The organism is Streptomyces sp. GLSS-08, from assembly GCF_056387915.1.
In genome coordinates this window covers 412,726-436,242 of the sequence record NZ_JBWJAQ010000001.1, presented here as the reverse complement: position 1 = coordinate 436,242, position 23,517 = coordinate 412,726, and the positions used below count along the sequence as shown (strand labels likewise).

Below are 23,517 nucleotides of genomic sequence, written 5' to 3'. Positions count from 1 at the left end.
CGAGATATCTGCCGGGGCGCCCCGTAGCCGCCACGTCAGGTAAGGGTTACCTAACTTAGCCTTACCTTAGCGGATCGGCCGGCCGTCGTGGCGGCAGGATTGCGGTGGGTACGCGCACATATATGAAGGAGACTGTCGTGTCGGCGAACAGCTTCGACGCCCGCAGCACGCTGCAGGTGGGCGACGAGTCGTACGAGATCTTCCGGCTGGACAAGGTGGAGGGCTCGGCCCGCCTGCCGTACAGCCTGAAGGTGCTGCTGGAGAACCTCCTCCGCACCGAGGACGGCGCGAACATCACCGCCGACCACATCCGGGCGATCGGCGGCTGGGACTCCCAGGCGCAGCCGTCGCAGGAGATCCAGTTCACGCCGGCGCGCGTGATCATGCAGGACTTCACCGGCGTGCCCTGTGTCGTCGACCTCGCCACCATGCGCGAGGCCGTGAAGGAGCTCGGCGGCGACCCGGCGAAGGTCAACCCGCTCTCCCCGGCCGAGCTGGTCATCGACCACTCCGTCATCGCCGACAAGTTCGGCACGCACGAGGCCTTCGCGCAGAACGTCGAGCTGGAGTACGGCCGCAACAAGGAGCGCTACCAGTTCCTGCGCTGGGGCCAGACCGCCTTCGACGACTTCAAGGTCGTCCCCCCGGGCACCGGCATCGTCCACCAGGTCAACATCGAGCACCTGGCCCGCACGGTCATGGTCCGCGGCGGCCAGGCGTACCCCGACACCCTCGTCGGCACCGACTCGCACACGACCATGGTCAACGGCCTCGGCGTGCTGGGCTGGGGCGTCGGCGGCATCGAGGCCGAGGCCGCGATGCTCGGCCAGCCGGTCTCGATGCTCATCCCGCGCGTCGTGGGCTTCAAGCTGACCGGCGAGCTCCCGGCCGGCACCACCGCCACCGACCTGGTCCTCACGATCACCGAGATGCTGCGTAAGCACGGCGTCGTCGGCAAGTTCGTCGAGTTCTACGGCGAGGGCGTCGCCGCCACCTCGCTCGCCAACCGCGCGACCATCGGCAACATGTCGCCGGAGTTCGGCTCCACCGCCGCGATCTTCCCGATCGACGACGAGACGCTGAAGTACCTGCGCCTGACCGGCCGCGACGCACAGCAGGTCGCCCTCGTCGAGGCGTACGCCAAGGAGCAGGGCCTCTGGCTCGACCCGGCCGCCGAGCCCGACTTCTCCGAGAAGCTGGAGCTCGACCTCTCCACGGTCGTCCCCTCGATCGCCGGTCCGAAGCGCCCGCAGGACCGCATCGTCCTCGCCAACGCGGCCGAGCAGTTCGCGCAGGACGTCCTCAACTACGTCGAGGCCGGCGTGACCGGCGGCGACGACCGCAAGCCGGGCGTGCCCGCGCAGGAGAAGCCGCACGGTGTGGCCTCCCCGGTCGACGAGGCGAGCTCCGAGTCCTTCCCGGCCAGCGACGCCCCGGCCTACGGCAACGACGACAACGGCGCCGGCGCCCCCGAGCACGCCGCCGTCACCGGTGCCACCGTGCCGTCCAGCCCGGTCACGGTGACCGCCCCCGACGGCTCGACGTACGAGATCGACCACGGCGCCGTCACCGTCGCCGCGATCACCTCCTGCACCAACACCTCGAACCCCTACGTGATGGTCGCCGCCGCGCTCGTCGCGAAGAAGGCCGTCGAGAAGGGCCTGACCCGCAAGCCGTGGGTCAAGACCACCCTCGCGCCGGGCTCCAAGGTCGTCACCGACTACTTCGACAAGGCGGGCCTGACCCCCTACCTCGACAAGGTCGGCTTCAACCTCGTCGGCTACGGCTGCACCACCTGCATCGGCAACTCCGGCCCGCTGCCGGACGAGGTCTCCAAGGCCGTCAACGACCATGACCTGGCCGTGACTTCGGTGCTCTCCGGCAACCGCAACTTCGAGGGCCGGATCAACCCCGACGTCAAGATGAACTACCTGGCGTCCCCGCCGCTGGTCGTCGCGTACGCCCTCGCGGGTTCCATGAAGGTGGACATCACCAAGGACGCGCTCGGCACCGACCAGGACGGCAAGCCGGTCTTCCTCGAGGACATCTGGCCGACCGAGGCCGAGGTCGACGAGGTCGTGGCGAACGCCATCGGCGAGGACATGTTCAACAAGTCCTACCAGGACGTCTTCGCCGGCGACGCCCAGTGGCAGGCGCTGTCGATCCCGACCGGCAACACCTTCGAGTGGGACCCGCAGTCCACCTACGTCCGCAAGCCCCCGTACTTCGAGGGCATGACGATGGAGACCACCCCGGTCTCCGACATCACGGGCGCGCGCGTCCTCGCCAAGCTGGGCGACTCGGTCACCACCGACCACATCTCCCCGGCCGGCGCGATCAAGGCCGACACCCCGGCGGGCCAGTACCTCACCGAGCACGGTGTGGAGCGTCGTGACTTCAACTCCTACGGCTCGCGCCGAGGCAACCACGAGGTCATGATCCGCGGCACGTTCGCCAACATCCGCCTGCGCAACCAGATCGCGCCGGGCACCGAGGGCGGCTACACCCGCGACTTCACCAAGGACGGCGCCCCGGTGTCGTTCATCTACGACGCCTCGCGCAACTACATCGAGCAGGGCATCCCGCTCGTCGTGCTCGCGGGCAAGGAGTACGGCTCCGGCTCGTCCCGCGACTGGGCCGCCAAGGGCACCGCGCTCCTCGGCGTCAAGGCCGTCATCGCCGAGTCGTACGAGCGCATCCACCGCTCGAACCTCATCGGCATGGGCGTCCTGCCGCTCCAGTTCCCGGAGGGCGTGACCGCCGAGTCCCTCGGTCTCACCGGCGAGGAGACCTTCTCCTTCACCGGCGTCGAGGAGCTGAACAACGGCACCACGCCGCGCACCGTCAAGGTCACCACCGACACGGGCGTCGACTTCGACGCGGTCGTCCGCATCGACACCCCCGGCGAGGCGGACTACTACCGCAACGGCGGCATCATGCAGTACGTGCTGCGCAGCCTGATCCGCAAGTAGGCGGACCGGGAGGCCCACCACGAGGCCCCTCCGCACGCAGTTCGAGGGCCGCATCCCCGCAGGACGGGGGTGCGGCCCTCGCCGCTCGCCGGGACGGCCTCGCCCCGACGGGCGGGAGCGGTTCTCGTGCGTTCCGGTGCGAGAGGTGTGCAGGGTGGGGTTCCATCGTGTGACAGCCGTTTACAGCGGTGCCCGTGCGCGCTAACTTCCCCGTGGGGTGGGAGCGCTCCCATGGTGGCGGACCGGAACCCGCCCCGAGGGGCCGTCCCCGCCTCGCCCGTCCGCACCGCCCCTCGGGCGGTCGACGGCTCGGGGCGGACCGGGTGGCTGCTTGGACTCACCCGGTCCGCGAGCCCGGGCCGGCCGAAGGGGGGAGTGCCGGCCCGGGGTGGTGCGTGGCTTGTGGCGACCGTGGTGTGCGACAACGTTGTCGAATGGTCTGTACATGACTCTACCGCCTCAACGGACAACGATGTCAAGCCAGTTGCACCGAAGGTCACGAACGGTTCTCCGCCACGGGGTGGGCGCCGGACCGGGGAGGGCGTGCGTACTGGAGTGGGCTGCCCCGACGCGAATCGGGGCAGCCCACTCCGGGTTGCCGCGTGCCGGGTGGCCCCGGACGCGGTCTTCCGTGGTACCGGTGGCGCACGCTACTGTCCCTGCGGCTTGTGCGACCCGTGGTGCGCGACCCGTCCGAAGGAGGAGGGGCCGCGTCATGCGTTTCCGTCCGTCATCCGTGCTGCTCGCCGTCGCCCTGGCGGCCGGCGGTGCCACTCCGGCCCTGGCCGCCCCCGCGTCCGGCCCGCCGGACCTCGTCCGCGACCCGACCGCCTACGTCGACCCGCTCATCGGCACCAGGAACGGCGGGAACGTCTTCCCCGGCGCCGTCGTCCCCTTCGGCATGCTCTCCTGGAGCCCCGAGAACACCCGCGGCGACGCCACCCGCACCGCCGCGCCCGGCGGGTACCACTACGACGCCACCCGCATCCGGGGCTTCAGCCTCACCCACATGTCCGGCACCGGCTGTGCGGGCGGCAGCGGTGACATCCCGTTCTTCCCGTACGCCGGGCAGGTGACGTCCTCCCCGGCGAGCGACACCAAGGACGCGGTGTACGCCGCCGACTTCAAGCACACCGACGAGAAGGCCGAACCCGGCCACTACAAGGCCGCCCTCGCCTCCGGTGTCACCGCCGACCTCACCGCGACCGCGCGCACCGGCTCAGGCCGCTTCACCTTCCCGGCGGACAAACCCGCCTCCATGCTCATCCGCACCGCCAACTCCGAGGTCGGGTCCACCGACTCGGACCTGCGCATCGACCCGGCTACGCGCACGGTCTCCGGGTCCGTCACGTCCGGCGACTTCTGCGGCTACCTCGCCCCGGAGGGCCGGCGCAGCTACTACACCCTGTACTTCACCGCCCGCTTCGACCGGGACTTCGAGGAGACGGGCACCTGGAAGGACGACAGGCTGAGCCCGGGCGCCACCGAGGCGAGCGGCGGCACCGGAGGCTTCGCCGACGGCGGACGGCCCGTCGCGGGCAAGGGGGCGGGCGGCTACGTGGAGTTCGCGCCCGGCACGGGCCCCGTGCACGTCAAGGTCGGCATCTCGTACGTGGACCGGGCGGGCGCGGCGGCGAACCTCGCGGCGGAGAATCCGCCGTCGCGGTCCTTCGCGTCCGTGCGGGAGGCCGCCCGGCGCGCCTGGCGGGAACGCCTCGGCGCGATCAGGGTCGGCGGCGGCAGCGACACCGACCGCACCACCTTCTACACCGCGCTGTACCACTGCCTCCTGCACCCGAACGTCATCAGTGACGCCGACCGCAGATACCGGGGCGGCGACGGCGAGGTCCATGCCGTCGGCCGGGGTCACCGGGCCCAGTACGGCACCTTCTCCGGCTGGGACGTCTACCGCTCCCAGGTCCAGCTGCTGACCCTCCTCGACCCGGACGTCGGCTCCGACATCGCGCAGTCACTGCTCCAGCTGGCCCGGCAGAACGGCGGGATCTGGGACCGCTGGCTGCACGGCGCGAGCGGGACCCACGTCATGAACGGCGACCCCTCGCCGGCCGCGCTCGCCGGGATCCGTGCCTTCGGCGGCACCCGCTTCGACCTGCGCGGGGCACTGGACTCGCTGGTGAGGGCGGCGACCGTGCCGACGGAGAAGGATCTGTCGCCCGCGGGCAAGCCGGTGTTGTCGGTGGGCCAGCGGCCCTCCCTCGACAAGTACCTGAAGCACCACTACATGCCGTCCGTCTCCAACGCCTGGGGCGGTGCGGCCGAGACCCTGGAGATGTCCGGAGCGGACTTCGCGATCTCCCAACTGGCCGCCGCGGCGGGGGAGAAGCGGACCGCGAGGACCTTCGCCGGCCGGTCCCAGTGGTGGCAGAACAACTTCAACCTCGCGGCCGACACCACCGGCGGCTACATCGCCAACCGCAAGGCGGACGGCAGCTGGGTCACGGGCTTCACCCCGGCCACCGGCAACGGCTTCGTCGAGGGGACGGCCGCCCAGTACACCTGGATGGTGCAGCACAACCCGGCCGGTCTCTTCGCGGCGATGGGCGGCCGGGCCGAGGCGCTCGACCGCCTCGACACCTTCTTCCACGACGCCGACGGCGGCTGGGCCCTCACGGGCAGCGGCGGCGACAAGTCCGAGCTGGACAACGAGCCGTCGATCAACGTCCCCTACCTCTACGCCTACGCGGGCGCGCCGTACAAGACGCAGGAGACCGTCCGGGCCGCCGTGCGGCAGCTCTGGTCGACGCAGCCGGGCGGCATCCCCGGCAACGACGACCTGGGGGAGATGTCCTCCTGGTACGTCTTCTCCTCGCTCGGCATGTATCCGCAGGTCCCCTCCCGGTCCGAACTGGTGCTGGCGTCACCGCTGTTCCCGCGCGTCGAGATCTCCCGCCCCGGCGGTGGGGACATCAGGATCCGCGCGGCCGGGGCGGCGCCGGACGCTCCGTACGTGCACTCGCTGAAGGTCGACGGCCGCTCCAGTGACCGCCCTTGGCTGCCCGCCTCCTTCGTCCGCACGGGCGGCACCCTCGACTACACGCTCAGCGGCACCCCCGACACGGCGTGGGGCAGCGCCGCGGCCGACGCCCCGCCGTCCTTCCGTACGGGCGAGCAGCCTTACCAGATCGGCGTCGGTCCCACGACGGCGACACTCGCGCCGGGCGGCAGCACCGAACTCGGTGTCAGGGCGCTGGCGCTGAGCGGCGGCGCGGGCCCGGAGGTGCGCTTTTGGGTGGACGTGCCGGACGGCGTGACGGCCACCCCGGCACAGGGAACGGTGACCGGCGGCGCCCAGCGGATCGTCCTGACCGCGGCAGACACCGCCCGGCAGGGCTTCTACGACGTCAAGGTCACCGTGACCTCCGGCAGTACCTCGTACGAGCAGCCGGTGGCCCTGACGGTGGCGGCGCCCGGCTCGCTCCTCGCCGCCTACGACAACACCGGTGTCTCGGACGACGAGGGGGACCACGACGAGGCGGACTACGACGGCGGCGGCTGGAGCTACTCCCGCCAGGCGCTGGCCGCCGCGGGGCTGACGCCGGGCAGGCAGGGCACGGTGTCCGGGGGCCTCTCCTTCACCTGGCCCGACTCCCCGGCGGGCCGCCCCGACAACGCGACGGCGGCCGGCCAGACCGTACTACTTCCCGACGCGGTCGCCAGAGTGAGCTTCGTCGGGAGCGCGGTCAACGGCAACCAGCGTGCCGAGGCGACGGTCACCTACACCGACGGCGGCACGGACACCGTCGACCTCGCCCTCACCGACTGGACCGTCGGCGGCGGAGGCGGCACCGTCCAGTACGGCAACGAGGTCGTCGCCAGGGCCCAGTACCGGAACGTCGCGGGAGCCGGCAAGGACCCGGTGGCGACGTACGTCTTCGCCACGAAGCCCTTCGAGGCACCGGCCGGGCGGACCATCAGGAGCGTGCGGCTGCCGCGCAACGACGACCTGCACGTCTTCACGGTCGCCGTCGGCTGACCCACGAGCGTCCGGCACACCCCGGGTGCGTCCGACGCGCCGCGGGGCGGCACGGAGGAAGTCTCCGTGCCGCCCCGCTCCCGTGGAGGAGGTGCGTCAGGACAGCAGTTCCACCTCCGCCAGCGTCGCCTCACCGGTCAGGACCAGGCGGTAGTGCGTGTACGACCGCGGGGCCGCCACCGAGAACGCCCGCGTCTGCCTGTCCCAGCCGAAGGATTCGCCGGAGCGCTTGTCGAGGGTCGACCAGCGGGTGCCGTCCGAGGAGCCCTGCAGGGTCCAGCCGGTCGGCGCCTTCGTGCGGTCCGCCGAGGTCAGTGTGTACTGAACTCCCCTGGTGCGCGCGGAGACCGGCAGCTCCACCGACGTCACACTCGCGTCCGTCGCCGAGGTGTTGTCGAAGAGCGCGCCGTCACCCTTCAGCGCGTCCGCCCGCGGTGCGGGCACCTTGTCGTCCTGGGTGACGGACACCGGCGTGTCCTTCCTGCCGGAGCCCCAGGAGGACGGCCGGGAGCCCATGTCGAACTCCAGGACCCCGCCCCTGGCGATCAGCGAGTGCGGCAGCGAGGTCGACTTCCACTTCTTGCCGTTGACCTTCAGGCCCTGCACGTACACGTTCCTCGCGCTGTTCCCCGGCGCCTTGACCACCAGGTCCCGGCCGTTCTCCAGGTGCACGGTCGCCTTAGTGAACAGGGGGGAGCCGACGGCGTACTCGCCGCTGCCCATCACCAGCGGATAGAAGCCGAGGGAGGAGAAGAGGTACCAGGCCGACTGCTCGCCGTTGTCCTCGTCGCCGTGGTAGCCCTGGCCGATCTCGCTGCCCGTGTAGAGGCGTGAGAGCACCTCGCGGACGTTCCTCTGCGTCTTCCAGGGCTGGCCCGCCGCGTCGTACATGTAATTGACGTGGTGCGCCACCTGGTTGGAGTGCCCGTACATGCCCATCCGTACGTCACGGGCCTCCGTCATCTCGTGGATGACACCGCCGTACGAGCCGACGAACTCCGGCGAGGCCGTCTCCGGCGTCGCGAAGTAGGTGTCGAGCTTGTCCGCGAGGCCGCCGCGGCCGCCGTACAGGTTCGCCAGGCCCCGGCTGTCCTGGGGCGCGGTGAACGCGTAGCCCCAGCCGTTCGTCTCGGTGTAGTCGTAGCCCCACACGCGCGGGTCGTACTTCGAGGACTCGACCCGCCAGTCGCCCTTCGCGTCGCGGCCCTGGAAGAAGCCGGCCTCGGAGTCGAAGAGGTTGACGTAGTCCTGCGCCCGGTTGAGGAAGTACGCGGCCTCCTCCTTGTACCGCTTCTTGCCGGTCTTCTCGTAGAGGGCCCGGCCCATCTTCGCGATGCCGTAGTCGTTGAGGTAGCCCTCCAGCGCCCACGACAGGCCCTCGTGCGTGTCCGTGCTCGTGTAGCCGAGGAAGGGCGAGGTCGACATGCCCTTGCGGCCCACGCCGGAGGAGGGCGGCACCACGGTGGCGTTCTTCACGGCCGCCTGGTACGCCGACTCCGCGTCGAAGTCGACACCCTTCACGTACGCGTCCGCGAACGCCACGTCCGACGAGGTGCCGGTCATCAGGTCCGCGTAGCCGGGAGACGACCAGCGTGAGGTCCAGCCGCCGTCCTTGTACTGCTGCACGAAGCCGTCGACCATCTCCCCGGCCTGACCGGGCGTCAGCAGCGAGTACGCCGGCCAGGTGGTCCGGTAGGTGTCCCAGAAGCCGTTGTTGACGTACACCTTGCCGTCGACGATCTTCGCCCCGGTGTGCGTCGGCGTGTCCGGGTTCGGCATCGCCGAGAACGGCGACGCGTACTGGTACTTCGAACCGACCTTCTCGAAACCAGAGTTGGGGTAGAGGTACAGCCGGTACAGGCTGGAGTAGAGCGTGGTCAGCTGGTCGGGGGTCGCGCCCTCCACCTCGACCTTGCCCAGGATCCTGTCCCACTGCTGCCGCGCCCGCGTCTTCACCGTGCCGAACGAGGTGCCTTCGGGGATCTCCTGGCGCAGGTTGTCCTTCGCCTGGTCGATGCTGATGAGCGAGGTGGCCAGCCGCAGGGTGACCGAGCGGTCGGCGCCCGGCTCGAACTTCAGGTGGCCCTTGACGCCCGACGAGCTCCCGTCCGTCACCGGCGCGTCGAAGACGCCGTACACGAACAGCCGGGTCGCCCCGGTGGACAGCCCCGACTTCACGTCCGAGTAGCCGGTGAAGGTCCCGCTCTCCTTGTCGAGGGTGAGACCGGCCTGGTCGGTCACGTTGTCGAAGACGACGCTCGCGTCGTCGCCGGGATAGGTGAACCTCAGCGCGGCGGCGTGGTCCGTCGGCGCCATCTCCGCCTTGAGCCCGTTCTCGAACGTGACCCCGTAGTAGTAGGGCCGGGCCGTCTCGTTCTCGTGCCGGAAGGCGAGCGCGCGGGCGGTGCGACCGGTGTCCGGGGCGCCGGACGCCGCGGACGGCATCACCTGGAAGGTCTGCCGGTCGCCCATCCAGGGACTGGGCTCGTGACTCGCGCTGAACGCCTGGATGGTGGGCAGGTTGTCCGAGTTGTTCGCGCGGGCGTAGTCGTAGAGCCAGCTCAGGGAGCCCGCGTTGGTGACGGGCGTCCAGAAGTTGAAGCCGTGCGGCACGGCCGTCGCCGGGAAGTTGTTGCCGCGCGAGAAGCCCCCGCTGGAGTTGGTGCCGCGGGTCGTCAGCGCGTAGTCCGACAGGTGCGCCTTCGGCTTCTCGGGCGCCACCGCCCGCACGGCGATGTCGTCCAGCCAGCCGCGGAACTTCGCCGGCCCCTTGGCGGAGTCGTAGGCGACGAGTATGCGGTCCACCGTCCGGCCCGCGGCGACGGACCCGATCCGCGAGCGGACGTTGTTCCACTGGTTGACGTACAGGGCCTTCGAGGCGCCCTGGCCCTGCGGGGTCAGCGCGAACCCGTGCTGGTCGGTCGCCTTCAGGCCGCTGAGGTGGGTGCCGTCCGTGAACGCGAGGTCCACGGAGACGTTGGTGGCGTCGTAGTCCCGGTCGCCGTCCGCCATCGACGGGAAGATCCGGTACGACAGCTCGGTGTTCCGGCCCACCGCGACGTTCACGTCGAAGACCTTGTTGTACGAGTAGGCGCGGCCGTCCGCCTTGTGCGTACCCGCGTAGCGCAGGGCCCGCTTGCCGGTGAAGCCCGCGCCCGCCTTCGCGGTCGGGGAGCCGCTCGGGCCGCGGTCCACCAGCGAGAGCATGTCCCTCGGCGCCGGGTCGTCGCTGCCGCCGACGGAGAACTGGAGGTCGGAGAGCTGCGTGGCGTCCGAGGCGCCGTTGTTCCTCGTGACCTGCCACCGGAAGTGCCGGTACTCGGCCGGTGCCGCGAGGTCGTACGACTTCGTCCGGAACCGGGCGGGGAAGGACTCGCCCGAGCGGCTGTCCAGGTCCTTCCAGTCCTTGCCGTCCGCCGAGCCCTGCAGGATCCAGTCCTTCGGATCGCGCTCGTCGTGGTCGTTGGCGGACGTCAGCGCGTACGTGACCAGCTTGACCGGGGCGTCCAGGTCGAACTCCACCCAGCCGGTGGGCGCGAAGGTGAGCCACTTGGTGCTCGACTCCCCGTCGACGAGGTTCTCCTTCACCTCGCCGCCGCCCGCGTTCTCGCCGCTGGCCCGGACGTCCGTGACGTGATCACTGACGTTGCCCGGGATGCCGCTGCTGTAGCCGCCGTCGACCCCGGAGGCGCGTTTCGTCCCGTCCGGTGCGGTATCGACCGTGTTCAGCCAGTCCGGTGCGGGATCGGCTGTTTCGAAAGAGGAGGCGAACTCCTGGTCGGCGGCCGCCCTTTCGGCCGGCCGCGCGACGGCGGCGCCTTGCGAGGCCACCACCAGAGCGAAGGCGGCCGTTGCGACGACCGCCGTGGAACCCCGTCTGAGCCGAGTTCTCTGCATGCGCGAGCACCCTCCCTGCGCTTGGACAACGTTGTCAATTTCGCTGCGCAAGGACCAGTAGGGAGTCAAGTTGCCAGAGATGTCAAGGGTGTTGGATGCGGCATTCGGGCCTGATGTCAAGGATTTCCCTCTGTGGGAGTGCACAGGCGCCCCATATTTCCGTGAGGTCTCAACTCGGAAAAGACCCACGGGCAAACCTGCATTCGATCTTGCTCCGCCGACGGGAAGTGGACTATACCTGTCGGCATCTGCTCCGCCGTCTCCGATGGTCGGGAGGCAGGCAGGCCCCGGGGGGAATCTCGATGTCGCGAACCGCGCCCAGTGCGCCGAACGCCGTGCCGTCCAGCTGAATCCCCCACGCACAACCCCAGCTTCACCACACCGCGGTGCCGGGGAGGATCCGGTTCACCGCCTGAGTCCTGGAGAAGGCGAGGACTTGAGCATGGGATCCACTTCCGCCGAGAACAGCAACACCGAAGGTGTCGGCCGCCGCGCACTGATCAAGCGGTCCGCCGCGCTCGGCCTGATCTCCGTCCCGACGATGAGCTTCCTGTCCGCGTGTGCCAGCGGGGACAGCGGTTCCGAGGACAAGGCCAAGACCGGCAAGAAGACGACGAAGAACCCGCTGGGCGTCAACGCGACCGCCCCGCTCGCCGTCGTCATCTTCGACGGTGGTTTCGGTACGAAGTACGCGACGGACGCGAACGCCGAGTACAAGAAGGCGTACCCGAAGGTCAAGATCGATTTCCACAAGACCCAGAAGATCCAGTCCGAGCTGCAGCCCAAGTTCAACGGCGGCACGCCGCCGGACCTGATCGACAACTCGGGCGCCCAGCAGATGGACATGGGCGTACTCGTCGGCAAGAAGCAGCTGACCGACCTCACCCCGCTCCTCGACGCGCCGTCGATCGACGACCCGGCGAAGAAGGTCCGCGACACACTGCGTCCCGGCATCGTCGAGATGGGCCAGTTCGACGGCGACCCCGTCTGGATCATGTACTACGCGTACACGGTCTACGGCGTCTGGTACTCGCAGACCGCCCTGGAGAAGCTCGACTCCGAGTATCCCGAGGACTGGGACGCCATGCTCGCGCTGTGCGCGAAGGCGAAGAAGAAGGGCATCGCCGGCTGGACGTACGCGGGCAAGTACCCGTACTACCTGCCGTTCTCGCTGTACCCCTTCATCGCGAAGATCGGTGGCCGGGAGGTCCTCGACAGGATCGACAACCTGGAGCCGAACGCCTGGAAGGACCCGGCCGTCAAGGCCGCGTTCGAGGCGTACTACGAGCTCTACAAGAAGGGCTACATCCTCAAGGGCACCCCGGGCATCGACCACATCCAGTCGCAGACCGCGTGGGCCAAGGGCAAGGCGCTCTTCATCCCCAACGGATCCTGGGTGGAGAACGAGTCCGCGAAGGTCATCCCCGCGGACTTCAACCTGGCCGTCAGCGGTCCGTCCGGCCTGGACGGCTCGGACAAGATGCCGTTCGGCACCATCTGGGCGTCCGGCGGTGAACCCTTCATCGTGCCCGCCAGGGCGAACAACCCCGAGGGCGGCATGGAGCAGCTGCGCATCATGCTCAGCGAGGCCTCGTCGAAGAACTTCACCAGCCAGGTCAAGTCGCTCACCGCGTTCAACGGCGGCACCGACGGAATCGAGCTGACGCCGGGTCTCAAGTCCGGCGTCGCGGCCCTGGACAAGGCCGGCGACAACGTGGTCAACCCGCGTCTGCAGGACTGGTACGTGAAGCTCCAGAAGGAGCAGATCGGTGTCTCCGGTCTCGGCGAGATGATGGCAGGGCGGCTGACCCCGGTCGAGGCCATCAAGAAGATCCAGGCGTACGCGGACGCGGCGGCCAAGGACCAGTCCATCAAGCACTACAAGCACCAGTAACAGCACGTGCGGACGCGTCATCAGCGGCGGCACCCGCGAAACGATCGGGGTCGGTGACCATGCAACACGGCAAGTACCGGTTCATCACGGGGTTCTTGGTGACCCCTCTGGCCTTGTACGCGATCTTCGTGATCTGGCCGTTCATCCAGGCGATCTACTATTCGTTCACGGACTGGACCGGCCTGAGCCCCGACTTCAAGATGGTCGGTTTCGCGAACTACACCAGGATGCTGGACGACGACGTCTTCTGGAAGTCGTTGCAGCACAGCCTCGTATTCGCGTTGTTGCTGCCGCTGGTGACGCTGGGCCTCGCGCTCTTCTTCGCCTTCATGCTCAATGTCGGCGGGCGGCGCCGTAAAGGCGCCGCCATCACCGGAGTGCGGGGTTCAGGTTTTTACAAGATCGCCTACTTCTTCCCGCAGGTGCTCTCGATCGCGATCGTCGCCCTTCTCTTCCAGTTCGCGTACAACCCGAATGACGGCGTGGTCAACGGGACGTTCAAGGCCATCGGTCTCGGGAGTGTTCAGCCCGACTGGCTGGGCGATCCAGGGCTCGCCCTCTGGTGCGTGATGTCGGTACTCCTGTGGAGCACCGTCGGATTCTTCGTGGTGCTGTTCTCGGCGGGAATGGCCTCCATTCCGAAGGACTTCTACGAAGCCGCTCTCCTCGACGGCGCGAGTCGATTCACCACGTTCTTCCGTATCACCCTGCCGCTGCTCTGGGACACCGTGCAGTCCGGCTGGGTCTACATGGGCATCCTGTCCCTCGGCGCCGAGGCGTTCGCCGCCGTGCAGATCATGACGGTGGGCCCCGGCGGACCGGACTACTCGACCACGGTCCTTCCGCTGTACGTGTACCAATCGGCGTTCCGCGACGCGAACGCCGCCTACGCAACAACGATCGGGGTCGCCCTGCTCGTCGTCACGCTGCTGTTCGCGGCTGTCGTGATGCGGCTGGGCCGGCGCGAGCGGCTGGAGTTCTGATGAAAACCACTGAGATCCCGCCGCCGGCGGGCCCGGTCCAGGACCACTCCCCGGTGACCAGGGCGCCGGGCGCGCTCCAGCCGGCGAAGAGCAGTGAGCGAGGCGTCCTCAACGTCTTCTCCCACGGCGTCCTCGTCCTCTGGGCGATCATGGTCGTGATGCCGCTGCTGTGGGCGGTGATGACGTCCTTCAAGGATGACGACTCGATCTTCAGCTCCCCCTGGTCGCTGCCCGACAAGCTGCACTTCGACAACTGGTCGCGTGCCTGGTCGCAGGCGCACATGAGCGACTACTTCGCCAACACCCTGATCGTGGTGGGCTTCTCGCTGGCCGGCACGCTCGTGCTCGGCTCGATGGCGGCCTATGTCCTGGCGCGCTTCGACTTCCCGGGCAACCGCTTCGTCTACTACCTCTTCGTCGGGGGCATGAGCTTCCCGGTGATGCTGGCCCTGGTGCCGCTGTTCTACGTGCTGAACAACATGCGGCTGCTGAACACGCTCCCGGGTCTGATCCTCGTCTACATCGCCTACTCGCTGCCCTTCACGGTGTTCTTCCTGACCTCGTTCTTCAGGACGCTGCCGAGCTCCATCGCCGAGGCGGCGTTCGTCGACGGGGCGTCGCACACCAGGACCTTCTTCCAGATCATGCTGCCGATGGCCAAGCCGGGCCTGATCAGCGTAGGGATCTTCAATTTCCTCGGGCAGTGGAACCAGTACATGCTCCCGACGGTGCTGAACACCGACCCGGACAAGAAGGTGCTCTCCCAGGGACTGGTGGAGCTCGCGACCAGCCAGGGGTACAAGGGTGACTGGTCGGGGCTGTTCGCGGGACTCGTGATGGCGATGCTGCCCGTCCTCGCCGCGTACATCGTCTTCCAGCGCCAGGTGGTGCAGGGTCTGACCGCGGGAGCGCTGAAGTAGCAGTGTGACTACGCAGCGTCCGTCGGCGCGGATCAGCAGCCCGGCGGTGTCCTGGAGGGCCGTGTGCCCTCACGCGTCGGCGTCGTGCCCGTGAACCCGGGGCGGCGCCGACACGTCCGTGTACGGTCCGGCGGGTTGCACCCGATTTCCCTCAAGGACTTGACGCCGGTAACCCGTTCAGCGGAGCTTGGAGTTCACAACTTGTAAGTGACCCGGGTCCCGCTGCTGTGGCCCGGGTCACACGGGCGGCTTCGTGGCCGTCCGGCTGAGGGCAGGAGTGGATGAGTCGATGGAGACTCCGGGGTCGCAGTCGTCACTGCACCGAGCAAATCTGGAGCGCGTCGTCCGTGCGGTGCGCCTTGCCGGGTCGCTCACGCAGGCGGAGATCGCGAGGACGACGGGCCTGTCCGCAGCGACGGTCTCCAACATCGTGCGGGAGCTGAAGGACGGGGGAACGGTCGAGGTCACGCCCACGTCGGCGGGCGGTCGCAGAGCCCGCAGCGTGTCGCTCAGCGGCGACGCCGGCATCGTCATCGGCGTGGACTTCGGGCACACGCATTTGCGCGTCGCGATCGGGAATCTGGCCCATCAGGTGCTCGCCGAGGAGTCCGAGCCCCTGGATGTCGACGCCTCCGCGCCGCAGGGTTTCGACCGGGCCGAGGAACTGGTCAGCCGCCTGATCGCGGCGACAGGAGTCGACCGGTCGAAGATCGCCGGCGTGGGCCTCGGCGTGCCCGGCCCGATCGACGTGGAGTCCGGCACGCTGGGCTCCACGTCGATCCTGCCGGGCTGGACCGGCGCGCGGCCCGCGGAGGAGCTGCGGGGGCGGCTCGGCGTGCCCGTGCACGTGGACAACGACGCGAACCTGGGCGCCCTCGGCGAGCTGGTGTGGGGGAGCGGCCGGGGCGTCAGGGACCTGGCGTACATCAAGGTCGCCAGCGGTGTCGGAGCCGGTCTGGTGATCAGCGGCAAGATCTACCGCGGCCCGGGTGGCACGGCGGGAGAAATCGGGCATATTACTCTTGACGAGTCCGGCCCGGTCTGCCGTTGCGGTAACCGCGGCTGCCTGGAGACCTTCGCGGCGGCGCGCTATGTGCTGCCGCTCCTCCAGTCCAGTCACGGTACGGATCTGACCATGGAAGGCGTCGTCAGGCTGGCGCGGGACGGTGATCCGGGCTGCCGTCGGGTGATCGCCGACGTCGGCCGCCACATCGGCAGTGGAGTCGCGAATCTCTGTAACTTGCTGAACCCGAGCCGGGTGGTTCTCGGCGGCGATCTCGCCGAGGCCGGGGAGCTGGTGCTCGGGCCCATCAGGGAGTCGGTCGGCCGGTACGCGATCCCCAGCGCCGCGCGTCAACTCTCGGTGTTGCCAGGGGCTCTTGGAGGCCGTGCGGAGGTCCTCGGGGCACTCGCTCTCGCGCTCAGCGAGATGGGTGATTCGACCCTTTTGGACGGGTCTCTGACAGCCGCCACGCCTGCCTTCACTTAGAGAACGGATGGCACCGTTGCCATCTCGTTAAGGATTTACTTCTTGACGTCGCACGTGCGGCCGAGTTGACTTCCAGCCACCTCGGCCGCAACGTCGCGGCCTCGTCAGGGAGGTTCTTAAGTGAACACGCGTATGCGTAGTGCAGCTGTAGCCGTTGCCGCTGGTGCGATGGCCGTTTCGCTGGCCGCTTGTGGCAGTGCGGACAAGGCCGACGGTGGAAGTGACAGTTCGAGCTCGGCCAAGAAGGGTGACGCGATCAAGGTCGGTCTGCTCCTCCCGGAGAACCAGACCGCGCGTTACGAGAAGTTCGACAAGCCCCTGATCGAGAAGAAGATCAAGGAGCTGACGAACAACAAGGGCGAGGTCGTCTACGCCAACGCCAAGCAGGACGCGACCACCCAGTCGCAGCAGGTCGACACGATGATCACCAACAAGGTGGACGTCCTCATCGTCGACGCCGTCGACTCCAAGGCCATCGCCAACTCGGTGAAGAAGGCCGACGAGGCCGGCATCCCGGTCGTCGCGTACGACCGCCTCGCCGAGGGCCCGATCAAGGCCTACACCTCCTTCGACAACGAAGAGGTCGGTCACGTCCAGGGCAAGGCGCTCCTGGAGGCCCTGGGTGACAAGGCCAAGCCCTCCGCCAAGATCGTCATGATGAACGGCGCGATCACCGACCCGAACGCCGCCCTCTTCAAGAAGGGCGCGCTGGCCGAGCTCAAGGGCAAGGTCGCCATCGCGAAGTCGTACGACACCAAGGAGTGGAAGCCGGAGAACGCCAACAGCAACATGGACGCGGCGATCTCCGCGGTCGGCAAGAAGAACATCGTCGGCGTGTACTCGGCGAACGACGGCATGGCGGGCGGCATCATCACCGCCCTCAAGGCCGCGGGCGTCACACCGCTCCCGCCGGTCACCGGCCAGGACGCCGAGCTCGCGGGCGTGCAGCGCATCATCGCCGGTGAGCAGTACATGAGCGTCTACAAGCCCTACGCCCCCGAGGCCGACGCCGCCGCCGAGATGGCCGTCGCGCTCGCCCAGGGCAAGGACCTCGGCGACGTCGCCAAGGACTCGGTCGACAGCCCGACCACCAAGGGTGTCCCGTCGGTGCTCGTCCCCGTCACCTCGCTGACCAAGGACAACGTCAAGGACACCGTCGTCAAGGACGGCGTCTACACGGTCAACGACATCTGCACCGCCAAGTACAAGGCCGCCTGCGACAAGGCCGGCCTGAAGTAGCCAGCGGCAGGTTCCTTCCCGTACGGGGAATCCGCTCCCGGATTCCCCCACGGGACCTGCGCACAAGAGCTCCTCCGGCGCCCCGCACTCACCAGCCCCGCAAGCTCGGGCGGGGCGCCGGAGCGAACAACCCCCTCCCACACTTCTGCACAACCTCCCGCCCGGCCAGGCGGCGAAGGAGATGGTTCACGTGTCCGCTACGCCCGTGCTGGCGTTGCGCGGAGTCTCCAAGCGGTTCGGTGCCGTCCAGGCGCTCACCGACGTAGAGCTTGAGGTCCACGCCGGTGAAGTGGTCGCCCTGGTGGGCGACAACGGCGCCGGAAAGTCCACGCTGGTCAAGACGATCGCCGGCGTGCATCCCATCGATGAAGGCGTCATCGAGTGGGACGGCAAGGCCGTACAGATCAACAAGCCGCACGACGCGCAGAACCTGGGCGTCGCGACGGTCTACCAGGACCTCGCGCTGTGCGACAACATCGATGTCGTCGGCAACCTCTACCTGGGCCGTGAGCTGAAGAAGCGCGGCATCCTGAACGAGGTCGAGATGGAGCGCCGCTCCCGCGAGCTGCTCCAGACGCTGTCGATCCGCATCCCCAGCGTGCGCATCCCGATCGCCTCGCTCTCCGGCGGTCAGCGCCAGACCGTGGCCATCGCCCGTTCCATGCTCGGCGAGCCCAAGCTGGTCATCCTCGACGAGCCCACCGCGGCCCTCGGTGTGGAACAGACCGCACAGGTCCTCGACCTGGTCGAGCGGCTGCGCGAGCGCGGCCACGCAGTCCTCCTCATCAGCCACAACATGGCCGACGTGAAGGCTGTCGCCGACAAGGTCGCCGTGCTCCGGCTCGGCCGGAACAACGGCATCTTCGAGGTCAAGACGACCTCGCAGGAAGAGATCATCTCCGCCATCACCGGTGCCACGGACAACGCCGTGACCCGTCGTGCGGCGCGCAGCAACGGGGAGGCTCAGAAGTGAGCATCGACAAGACCTCCGCCACCTCCGACGAGCACGCAGTCGAGAACCCCGAGGCCGCCGCCGCCGCGGTGACCGCCGTCGACCCCCGGCTGCTCGTGCGCGAGCGCGGCTTCGCCGGCTACCTCGACGAGTTCAAGCGCAAGATGCGCGCAGGCGACCTGGGTTCCCTCCCGGTCGTCGTCGGTCTGATCGTCATCTGCGCGATCTTCCAGAGCCTGAACTCGGCGTTCCTCTCCTCCGAGAACCTCAACAACATCGCGGTCGCGATGGTCGCCACCGGCATGATGTCCGTCGGCATCATCTTCGTGCTGCTGCTCGGTGAGATCGACCTGTCGGTCGGCTCGGTCAGCGGTGTCGCGGGCGCCATCACCGCCGTGCTCAGCGTCACGCACGGCATGAACGAGTGGCTCGCGGTGGTCATCGCGCTCGCCAGCGGCGCGGCCATCGGCGCGATCCACGGCTTCTTCTTCGCCAGGATCGGGGCGCCCGCGTTCGCGGTCACCCTGGCCGGCCTGCTGTTCTGGCTCGGCTTCATGCTCCAGATCCTGGGCGAGAACGGCACGATCAACATCGACAGCGACGGCGTGGTCGGCAAGCTGACCACGTACTACTTCTCGGACGTCGCGGTGGCCTACGGCCTCGCCACGGTCGCGGTCGCGGTCTTCTTCGTCACCTCGTTCCTGGACAGCCGGCGCCGCGAGGCCGCGGGCGTCCCGTCCCGGCCGCTCAGCGAGATCGTGCTGCGCACGGTGCTCCTCGCGATCGTCGGATACGCCGCGGCAATCATGTTCAACCAGTACAAGGGCATGCCCCTGGCCCTGCTGCTCTTCCTGGTGGTTCTGGTCGGTTCCGACTTCCTGCTGCGCCGCACGGGATACGGCCGCAAGATCTTCGCGCTCGGCGGGAGCGTCGAGGCCTCCCGCCGTGCCGGCATCAACGTCACGGCCGTGCGGATCTCGGTCTTCGCGATCGCGGGCTTCTTCGCCGCCGTCGGCGGTCTGTTCTGGTCGTCCAAGATCGCCGCTGCCAACCAGAGCGCCGGTGCCGGTGACCTCCTGATGAACGTCATCGCGGCGGCCGTCATCGGCGGCACCAGCCTCTTCGGCGGCCGCGGCCGCACGTGGAACGCCCTGCTCGGCGTCATGGTGATCACCTCGATCCAGTACGGCCTGGCCCTCGAAGGCATCGCCACGCCGATCCAGTACATGATCACCGGTGGTGTTCTGCTGGCGACCGTCGTCATCGACTCCGTCACCCGCAAGACCCAGAAGACCGCGGGCCGCGCCTAGCAGCCCCGGCTCCTTCCGGCCCCGGACCGAAGTGCCCGGCACCCATGGCGGTGCCGGGCACTTCGCCGTCCCCGCACCCCGACGTCTCGCGGCGGAACGTTTGTACGAGAATGGGTAAGACCGTTCGCGTGACGTACAACGCATGGCCCCGGCACCGGCGGCAGAGGCGGAACATTAGACTCGACAGACCCGGCAAAGCTCGAACAGCTCTATTGCAAGGAGGCACGGGTGCCGCTGCTGACCCGCATCAGGGGACCGCGCGATCTGGACCGGCTCAGCCTGGAAGAGCTGACGCAGCTGGCCGAGGAGATCAGGACCTTCCTGGTCGAAGAGGTCTCCAAGACCGGCGGCCACCTCGGCCCGAACCTCGGTGTCGTAGAGCTGACCATCGCCCTGCACCGCGTCTTCGAGTCGCCGAAGGACCGGGTCCTGTGGGACACGGGCCACCAGTCCTACGTCCACAAGCTGCTCACCGGCCGCCAGGACTTCTCGAAGCTGAAGATGAAGGGCGGCCTCTCCGGCTACCCCTCGCAGGCCGAGTCCGAGCACGACGTCATCGAGAACAGCCACGCCTCCACCGTCCTCGGCTGGGCCGACGGCCTGGCGAAGGCCAACCAGGTCCTGGAGCGGGACGACCACGTCGTCGCGGTCATCGGCGACGGCGCCCTCACCGGCGGCATGGCCTGGGAGGCGCTCAACAACATCGCCGACGCCAAGGACCGCCCCCTGGTCATCGTCGTCAACGACAACGAGCGCTCCTACGCCCCCACCATCGGCGGCCTCGCCAACCACCTCGCGACCCTGCGCACCACCGACGGCTACGAGCGCTTCCTGGCCCGCGGCAAGGACCTCCTGGAGCGCACCCCGGTCGTCGGCCGGCCCCTCTACGAGACCCTGCACGGCGCCAAGAAGGGCCTCAAGGACTTCATCGCCCCGCAGGGCATGTTCGAGGACCTCGGCCTGAAGTACGTCGGCCCGATCGACGGCCACGACATCGAGGCCCTGGAGTCGGCGCTCGCCCGTGCCAAGCGCTTCGGCGGCCCGGTCATCGTGCACTGCCTCACCGAGAAGGGCCGCGGCTACCAGCCGGCCCTCCAGGACGAGGCCGACCGCTTCCACGCCGTCGGCAGGATCCACCCGGACACGGGCCTGCCGATCTCCACCTCCGGCGCCGACTGGACCTCGGTCTTCGGCGAGGAGATGGTCAAGCTCGGCCGGGAGCGCGAGGACGTCGTCGCCATCACGGCCGCCATGCTCCAGCCGGTCGGCCTCGACAAGTTCGCCAAGGCCTTCCCCAAGCGGGTGTACGACGTCGGCATCGCCGAGCAGCACGCGGCCGTCTCCGCGGCCGGCCTCGCCACCGGCGGGCTGCACCCCGTCTTCGCCGTCTACGCGACCTTCCTCAACCGCGCCTTCGACCAGGTCCTCATGGACGTCGCCCTGCACAAGTGCGGCGTCACCTTCGTGCTGGACCGCGCCGGCATCACCGGCACCGACGGCGCCTCGCACAACGGCATGTGGGACATGTCGATCCTCCAGGTCGTCCCGAACCTGCGGCTGGCCGCCCCGCGCGACGCCGACCAGGTCCGCGCCCAGCTGCGCGAGGCCGTGGAGGTCGACGACGCGCCGACGGTGGTCCGCTTCTCCAAGGGCGCGGTCGGCCCGGCGGTACCCGCGGTGGGCCGAGTCGGCGGCATGGACGTCCTGCGCGCACCCGGCACGGACGCACCCGACGTGCTGCTCGTCTCCGTCGGCGCCCTCGCGCCCATGTGCCTGGAGATCGCCGGCCTCCTCGACCAGCAGGGCATCTCCACGACCGTCGTCGACCCGCGCTGGGTCAAGCCCGTCGACGAGGCGATGGCCCCGCTCGCCGAGCAGCACCGTGTGGTCGTCACCGTCGAGGACAACTCCCGGGTCGGCGGTGTCGGTTCGACGATCGCGCAGGCCCTGCGCGACGCCGGAGTCGATGTGCCGCTGCGCGACTTCGGCATCCCGCCGCGCTTCCTCGACCACGCCTCCCGCAAGGAGGTCATGGCGGAGATCGGCCTGACCGCCCCGGACATCGCCCGGCAGGTCACCGGTCTCGTCGCCAAGCTGGACGGACGGTTCGAGCGCCCGGCGGCCCACGCCGTGGAGTCCGCCCGCGACTGACGCGCCACTGGTCCGTCGGGCCGGTTCCCCGCCCTGTAAGGGTGGTGGAACCGGCCCGTTCGCGTGAACCTCCACGCGCCGCGGCATGCGCAGCGGGAGCCCCCTCGCATCATGTCGAGCACGACAAGCGTGGGAGGTACGCCCGTGAGCAGCACCCTCTTCAGGACGAAGAGAGTCGAACAGTCGATCTCGGACACTGAGGAGCCGGAGCACGCACTCAAGAAGTCGCTGTCCGCTCTGGATCTCACCGTCTTCGGTGTGGGTGTCATCATCGGCACCGGCATCTTCGTCCTCACCGGCACGGTCGCGAAGAACAACGCCGGTCCCGCGGTCGCCCTGGCCTTCGTGGTGGCCGGCGTCGTCTGCGCGCTCGCCGCCCTGTGCTACGCCGAGTTCGCGTCCACGGTCCCGGTCGCCGGTTCGGCGTACACCTTCTCGTACGCCTCCCTCGGCGAACTGCCCGCCTGGACCATCGGCTGGGACCTTGTCCTCGAATTCGCCCTCGGCACGGCGGTGGTCGCGGTCGGCTGGTCCGGGTACGTCGCCTCGCTGCTCGACAACGCCGGGTGGCATCTGCCCGCGGCGCTCAGCGGACGGGAGGGCGCCGACGGCTTCGGCTTCGACGTCCTCGCCGCCGCCCTGGTCCTGGTGCTCACCGCCATCCTCGTGGTCGGCACGAAGCTCTCCGCGCGGGTCACCGCCGTCGTGGTCGCCATCAAGGTGACGGTCGTCCTGGTCGTGATCGTCGCCGGCGCCTTCTTCATCGAGGGCAAGAACTACGACCCGTTCGTCCCGAAGGCGAAGCCCGTGGAGGCGGGCGGCGGCCTCGACTCCCCGCTCATCCAGCTGATGTTCGGCTGGGCGCCCTCCAACTTCGGCGTGCTGGGCATCTTCACCGCAGCCTCGGTCGTCTTCTTCGCCTTCATCGGCTTCGACGTCGTGGCCACGGCCGCCGAGGAGACGAAGAACCCGCAGCGCGACATGCCCCGCGGCATCCTCGGCTCGCTCATCATCTGCACCACGCTGTACGTCGCCGTGTCGATCGTCGTCACCGGCATGCAGAACTACAAGCAGCTGTCCGTGGACGCCCCGCTCGCCGACGCCTTCAAGGCCACCGGACACCCCTGGTTCGCCGGCTTCATCAGCTTCGGGGCCGCCGTCGGCCTCACCACCGTCTGCATGATCCTGCTGCTCGGACAGACCCGGGTCTTCTTCGCGATGAGCCGCGACGGACTGCTGCCCCGCTTCTTCTCGCGGGTCCACCCGCGCTTCAGGACCCCGCACCGGCCGACCATCCTGCTCGGCGTCATCATCGCGATCGTCGCCGGCTTCACCAGCCTGAGTGAACTCGCCGAGCTGGTGAACATCGGCACGCTGTTCGCCTTCGTCGTCGTCGCCATCGGCGTGATCATCCTGCGCCGTACGCGTCCCGAGCTGCCCCGCTCCTTCCGCACCCCGCTGGTGCCCGTCCTGCCGATCCTGTCGGTCCTCGCCTCGCTGTGGCTCATGCTGAACCTGCCCGCCGAGACCTGGCTGCGGTTCGGCATCTGGATGCTGATCGGCTTCCTCGTGTACTTCCTGTACGGGCGTTCGCACAGCCGCCTCGGCAGGAGCCAGGAGGCCGCGGCGGGCGGCGCGGTTCCCCCGCCCGGCCGCACCACCGAGTGATCCGACCGATTCCCGCCCCGGCCCCGTATGTCCCGCTCCGGCGGAGAC

General features: G+C 68.9%; 12 protein-coding genes. 11 read left to right on the top strand and 1 reads right to left on the bottom strand.

Annotation, left to right across the window (positions count from 1 at the left end):
• Positions 1-137 precede the first annotated feature (137 nt).
• Together AC0ZLC_RS01695 and AC0ZLC_RS01690 are read left to right on the top strand one after the other, a co-directional pair.
• The gene (locus AC0ZLC_RS01695) at positions 138-2,972 is read left to right on the top strand and encodes an aconitate hydratase (RefSeq protein WP_476750025.1); all 2,835 of its coding nucleotides are present in this window, start codon (positions 138-140) and stop codon (positions 2,970-2,972) included.
• Positions 2,973-3,687: 715 nt separating this feature from the next.
• Positions 3,688-6,966: a GH92 family glycosyl hydrolase gene (locus tag AC0ZLC_RS01690; RefSeq protein WP_476750024.1), complete on the top strand. Its 3,279-nt coding sequence runs from the start codon at positions 3,688-3,690 to the stop codon at positions 6,964-6,966.
• Between the two features lie 96 nt (positions 6,967-7,062).
• Here AC0ZLC_RS01690 and AC0ZLC_RS01685 read toward each other — a convergent pair whose 3' ends face one another.
• Positions 7,063-10,863, bottom strand: a complete 3,801-nt coding sequence (locus AC0ZLC_RS01685) for a GH92 family glycosyl hydrolase (RefSeq protein ID WP_476750023.1) — start codon at positions 10,861-10,863, stop codon at positions 7,063-7,065.
• A 442-nt stretch (positions 10,864-11,305) separates the two neighbouring features.
• Here AC0ZLC_RS01685 and ngcE point away from each other — a divergent pair, with 442 nt between their 5' ends.
• The 9 genes from ngcE (at position 11,306) to AC0ZLC_RS01640 (ending at position 23,469) form a co-directional block, all read left to right on the top strand.
• Positions 11,306-12,757 (top strand): N-acetylglucosamine/diacetylchitobiose ABC transporter substrate-binding protein, encoded by a 1,452-nt coding sequence (gene ngcE, locus AC0ZLC_RS01680; RefSeq protein WP_476750022.1) that lies wholly within the window; start codon positions 11,306-11,308, stop codon positions 12,755-12,757.
• A 59-nt stretch (positions 12,758-12,816) separates the two neighbouring features.
• The gene (locus AC0ZLC_RS01675; protein WP_476750217.1) at positions 12,817-13,740 is read left to right on the top strand and encodes a carbohydrate ABC transporter permease; all 924 of its coding nucleotides are present in this window, start codon (positions 12,817-12,819) and stop codon (positions 13,738-13,740) included.
• Positions 13,740-14,660: a carbohydrate ABC transporter permease gene (locus AC0ZLC_RS01670; RefSeq protein WP_476750021.1), complete on the top strand. Its 921-nt coding sequence runs from the start codon at positions 13,740-13,742 to the stop codon at positions 14,658-14,660. The genes AC0ZLC_RS01675 and AC0ZLC_RS01670 overlap by 1 nt, the downstream gene beginning before the upstream one ends.
• Positions 14,661-14,949: 289 nt before the next feature.
• On the top strand, positions 14,950-16,149 hold the full coding sequence (locus AC0ZLC_RS01665) for an ROK family transcriptional regulator (RefSeq protein WP_358853101.1): 1,200 nt from the start codon (positions 14,950-14,952) through the stop codon (positions 16,147-16,149).
• A 132-nt stretch (positions 16,150-16,281) separates the two neighbouring features.
• Positions 16,282-17,388: a substrate-binding domain-containing protein gene (locus AC0ZLC_RS01660; protein WP_476750020.1), complete on the top strand. Its 1,107-nt coding sequence runs from the start codon at positions 16,282-16,284 to the stop codon at positions 17,386-17,388.
• A gap of 181 nt (positions 17,389-17,569) precedes the next feature.
• The gene (locus tag AC0ZLC_RS01655) at positions 17,570-18,361 is read left to right on the top strand and encodes an ATP-binding cassette domain-containing protein (RefSeq protein ID WP_476750019.1); all 792 of its coding nucleotides are present in this window, start codon (positions 17,570-17,572) and stop codon (positions 18,359-18,361) included.
• Complete coding sequence (locus AC0ZLC_RS01650) at positions 18,358-19,650, top strand: sugar ABC transporter permease (RefSeq protein ID WP_476750018.1); 1,293 nt, start codon at positions 18,358-18,360, stop codon at positions 19,648-19,650. Before AC0ZLC_RS01655 ends, AC0ZLC_RS01650 begins: the two co-directional genes overlap by 4 nt.
• 228 nt (positions 19,651-19,878) lie before the next feature.
• Positions 19,879-21,801, top strand: a complete 1,923-nt coding sequence (dxs, locus tag AC0ZLC_RS01645; RefSeq protein WP_476750017.1) for a 1-deoxy-D-xylulose-5-phosphate synthase — start codon at positions 19,879-19,881, stop codon at positions 21,799-21,801.
• Between the two features lie 144 nt (positions 21,802-21,945).
• Entirely contained in the window at positions 21,946-23,469 is a 1,524-nt protein-coding gene (locus AC0ZLC_RS01640) for an amino acid permease (protein ID WP_476750016.1), read from the top strand.
• Positions 23,470-23,517: the final 48 nt, after the last annotated feature.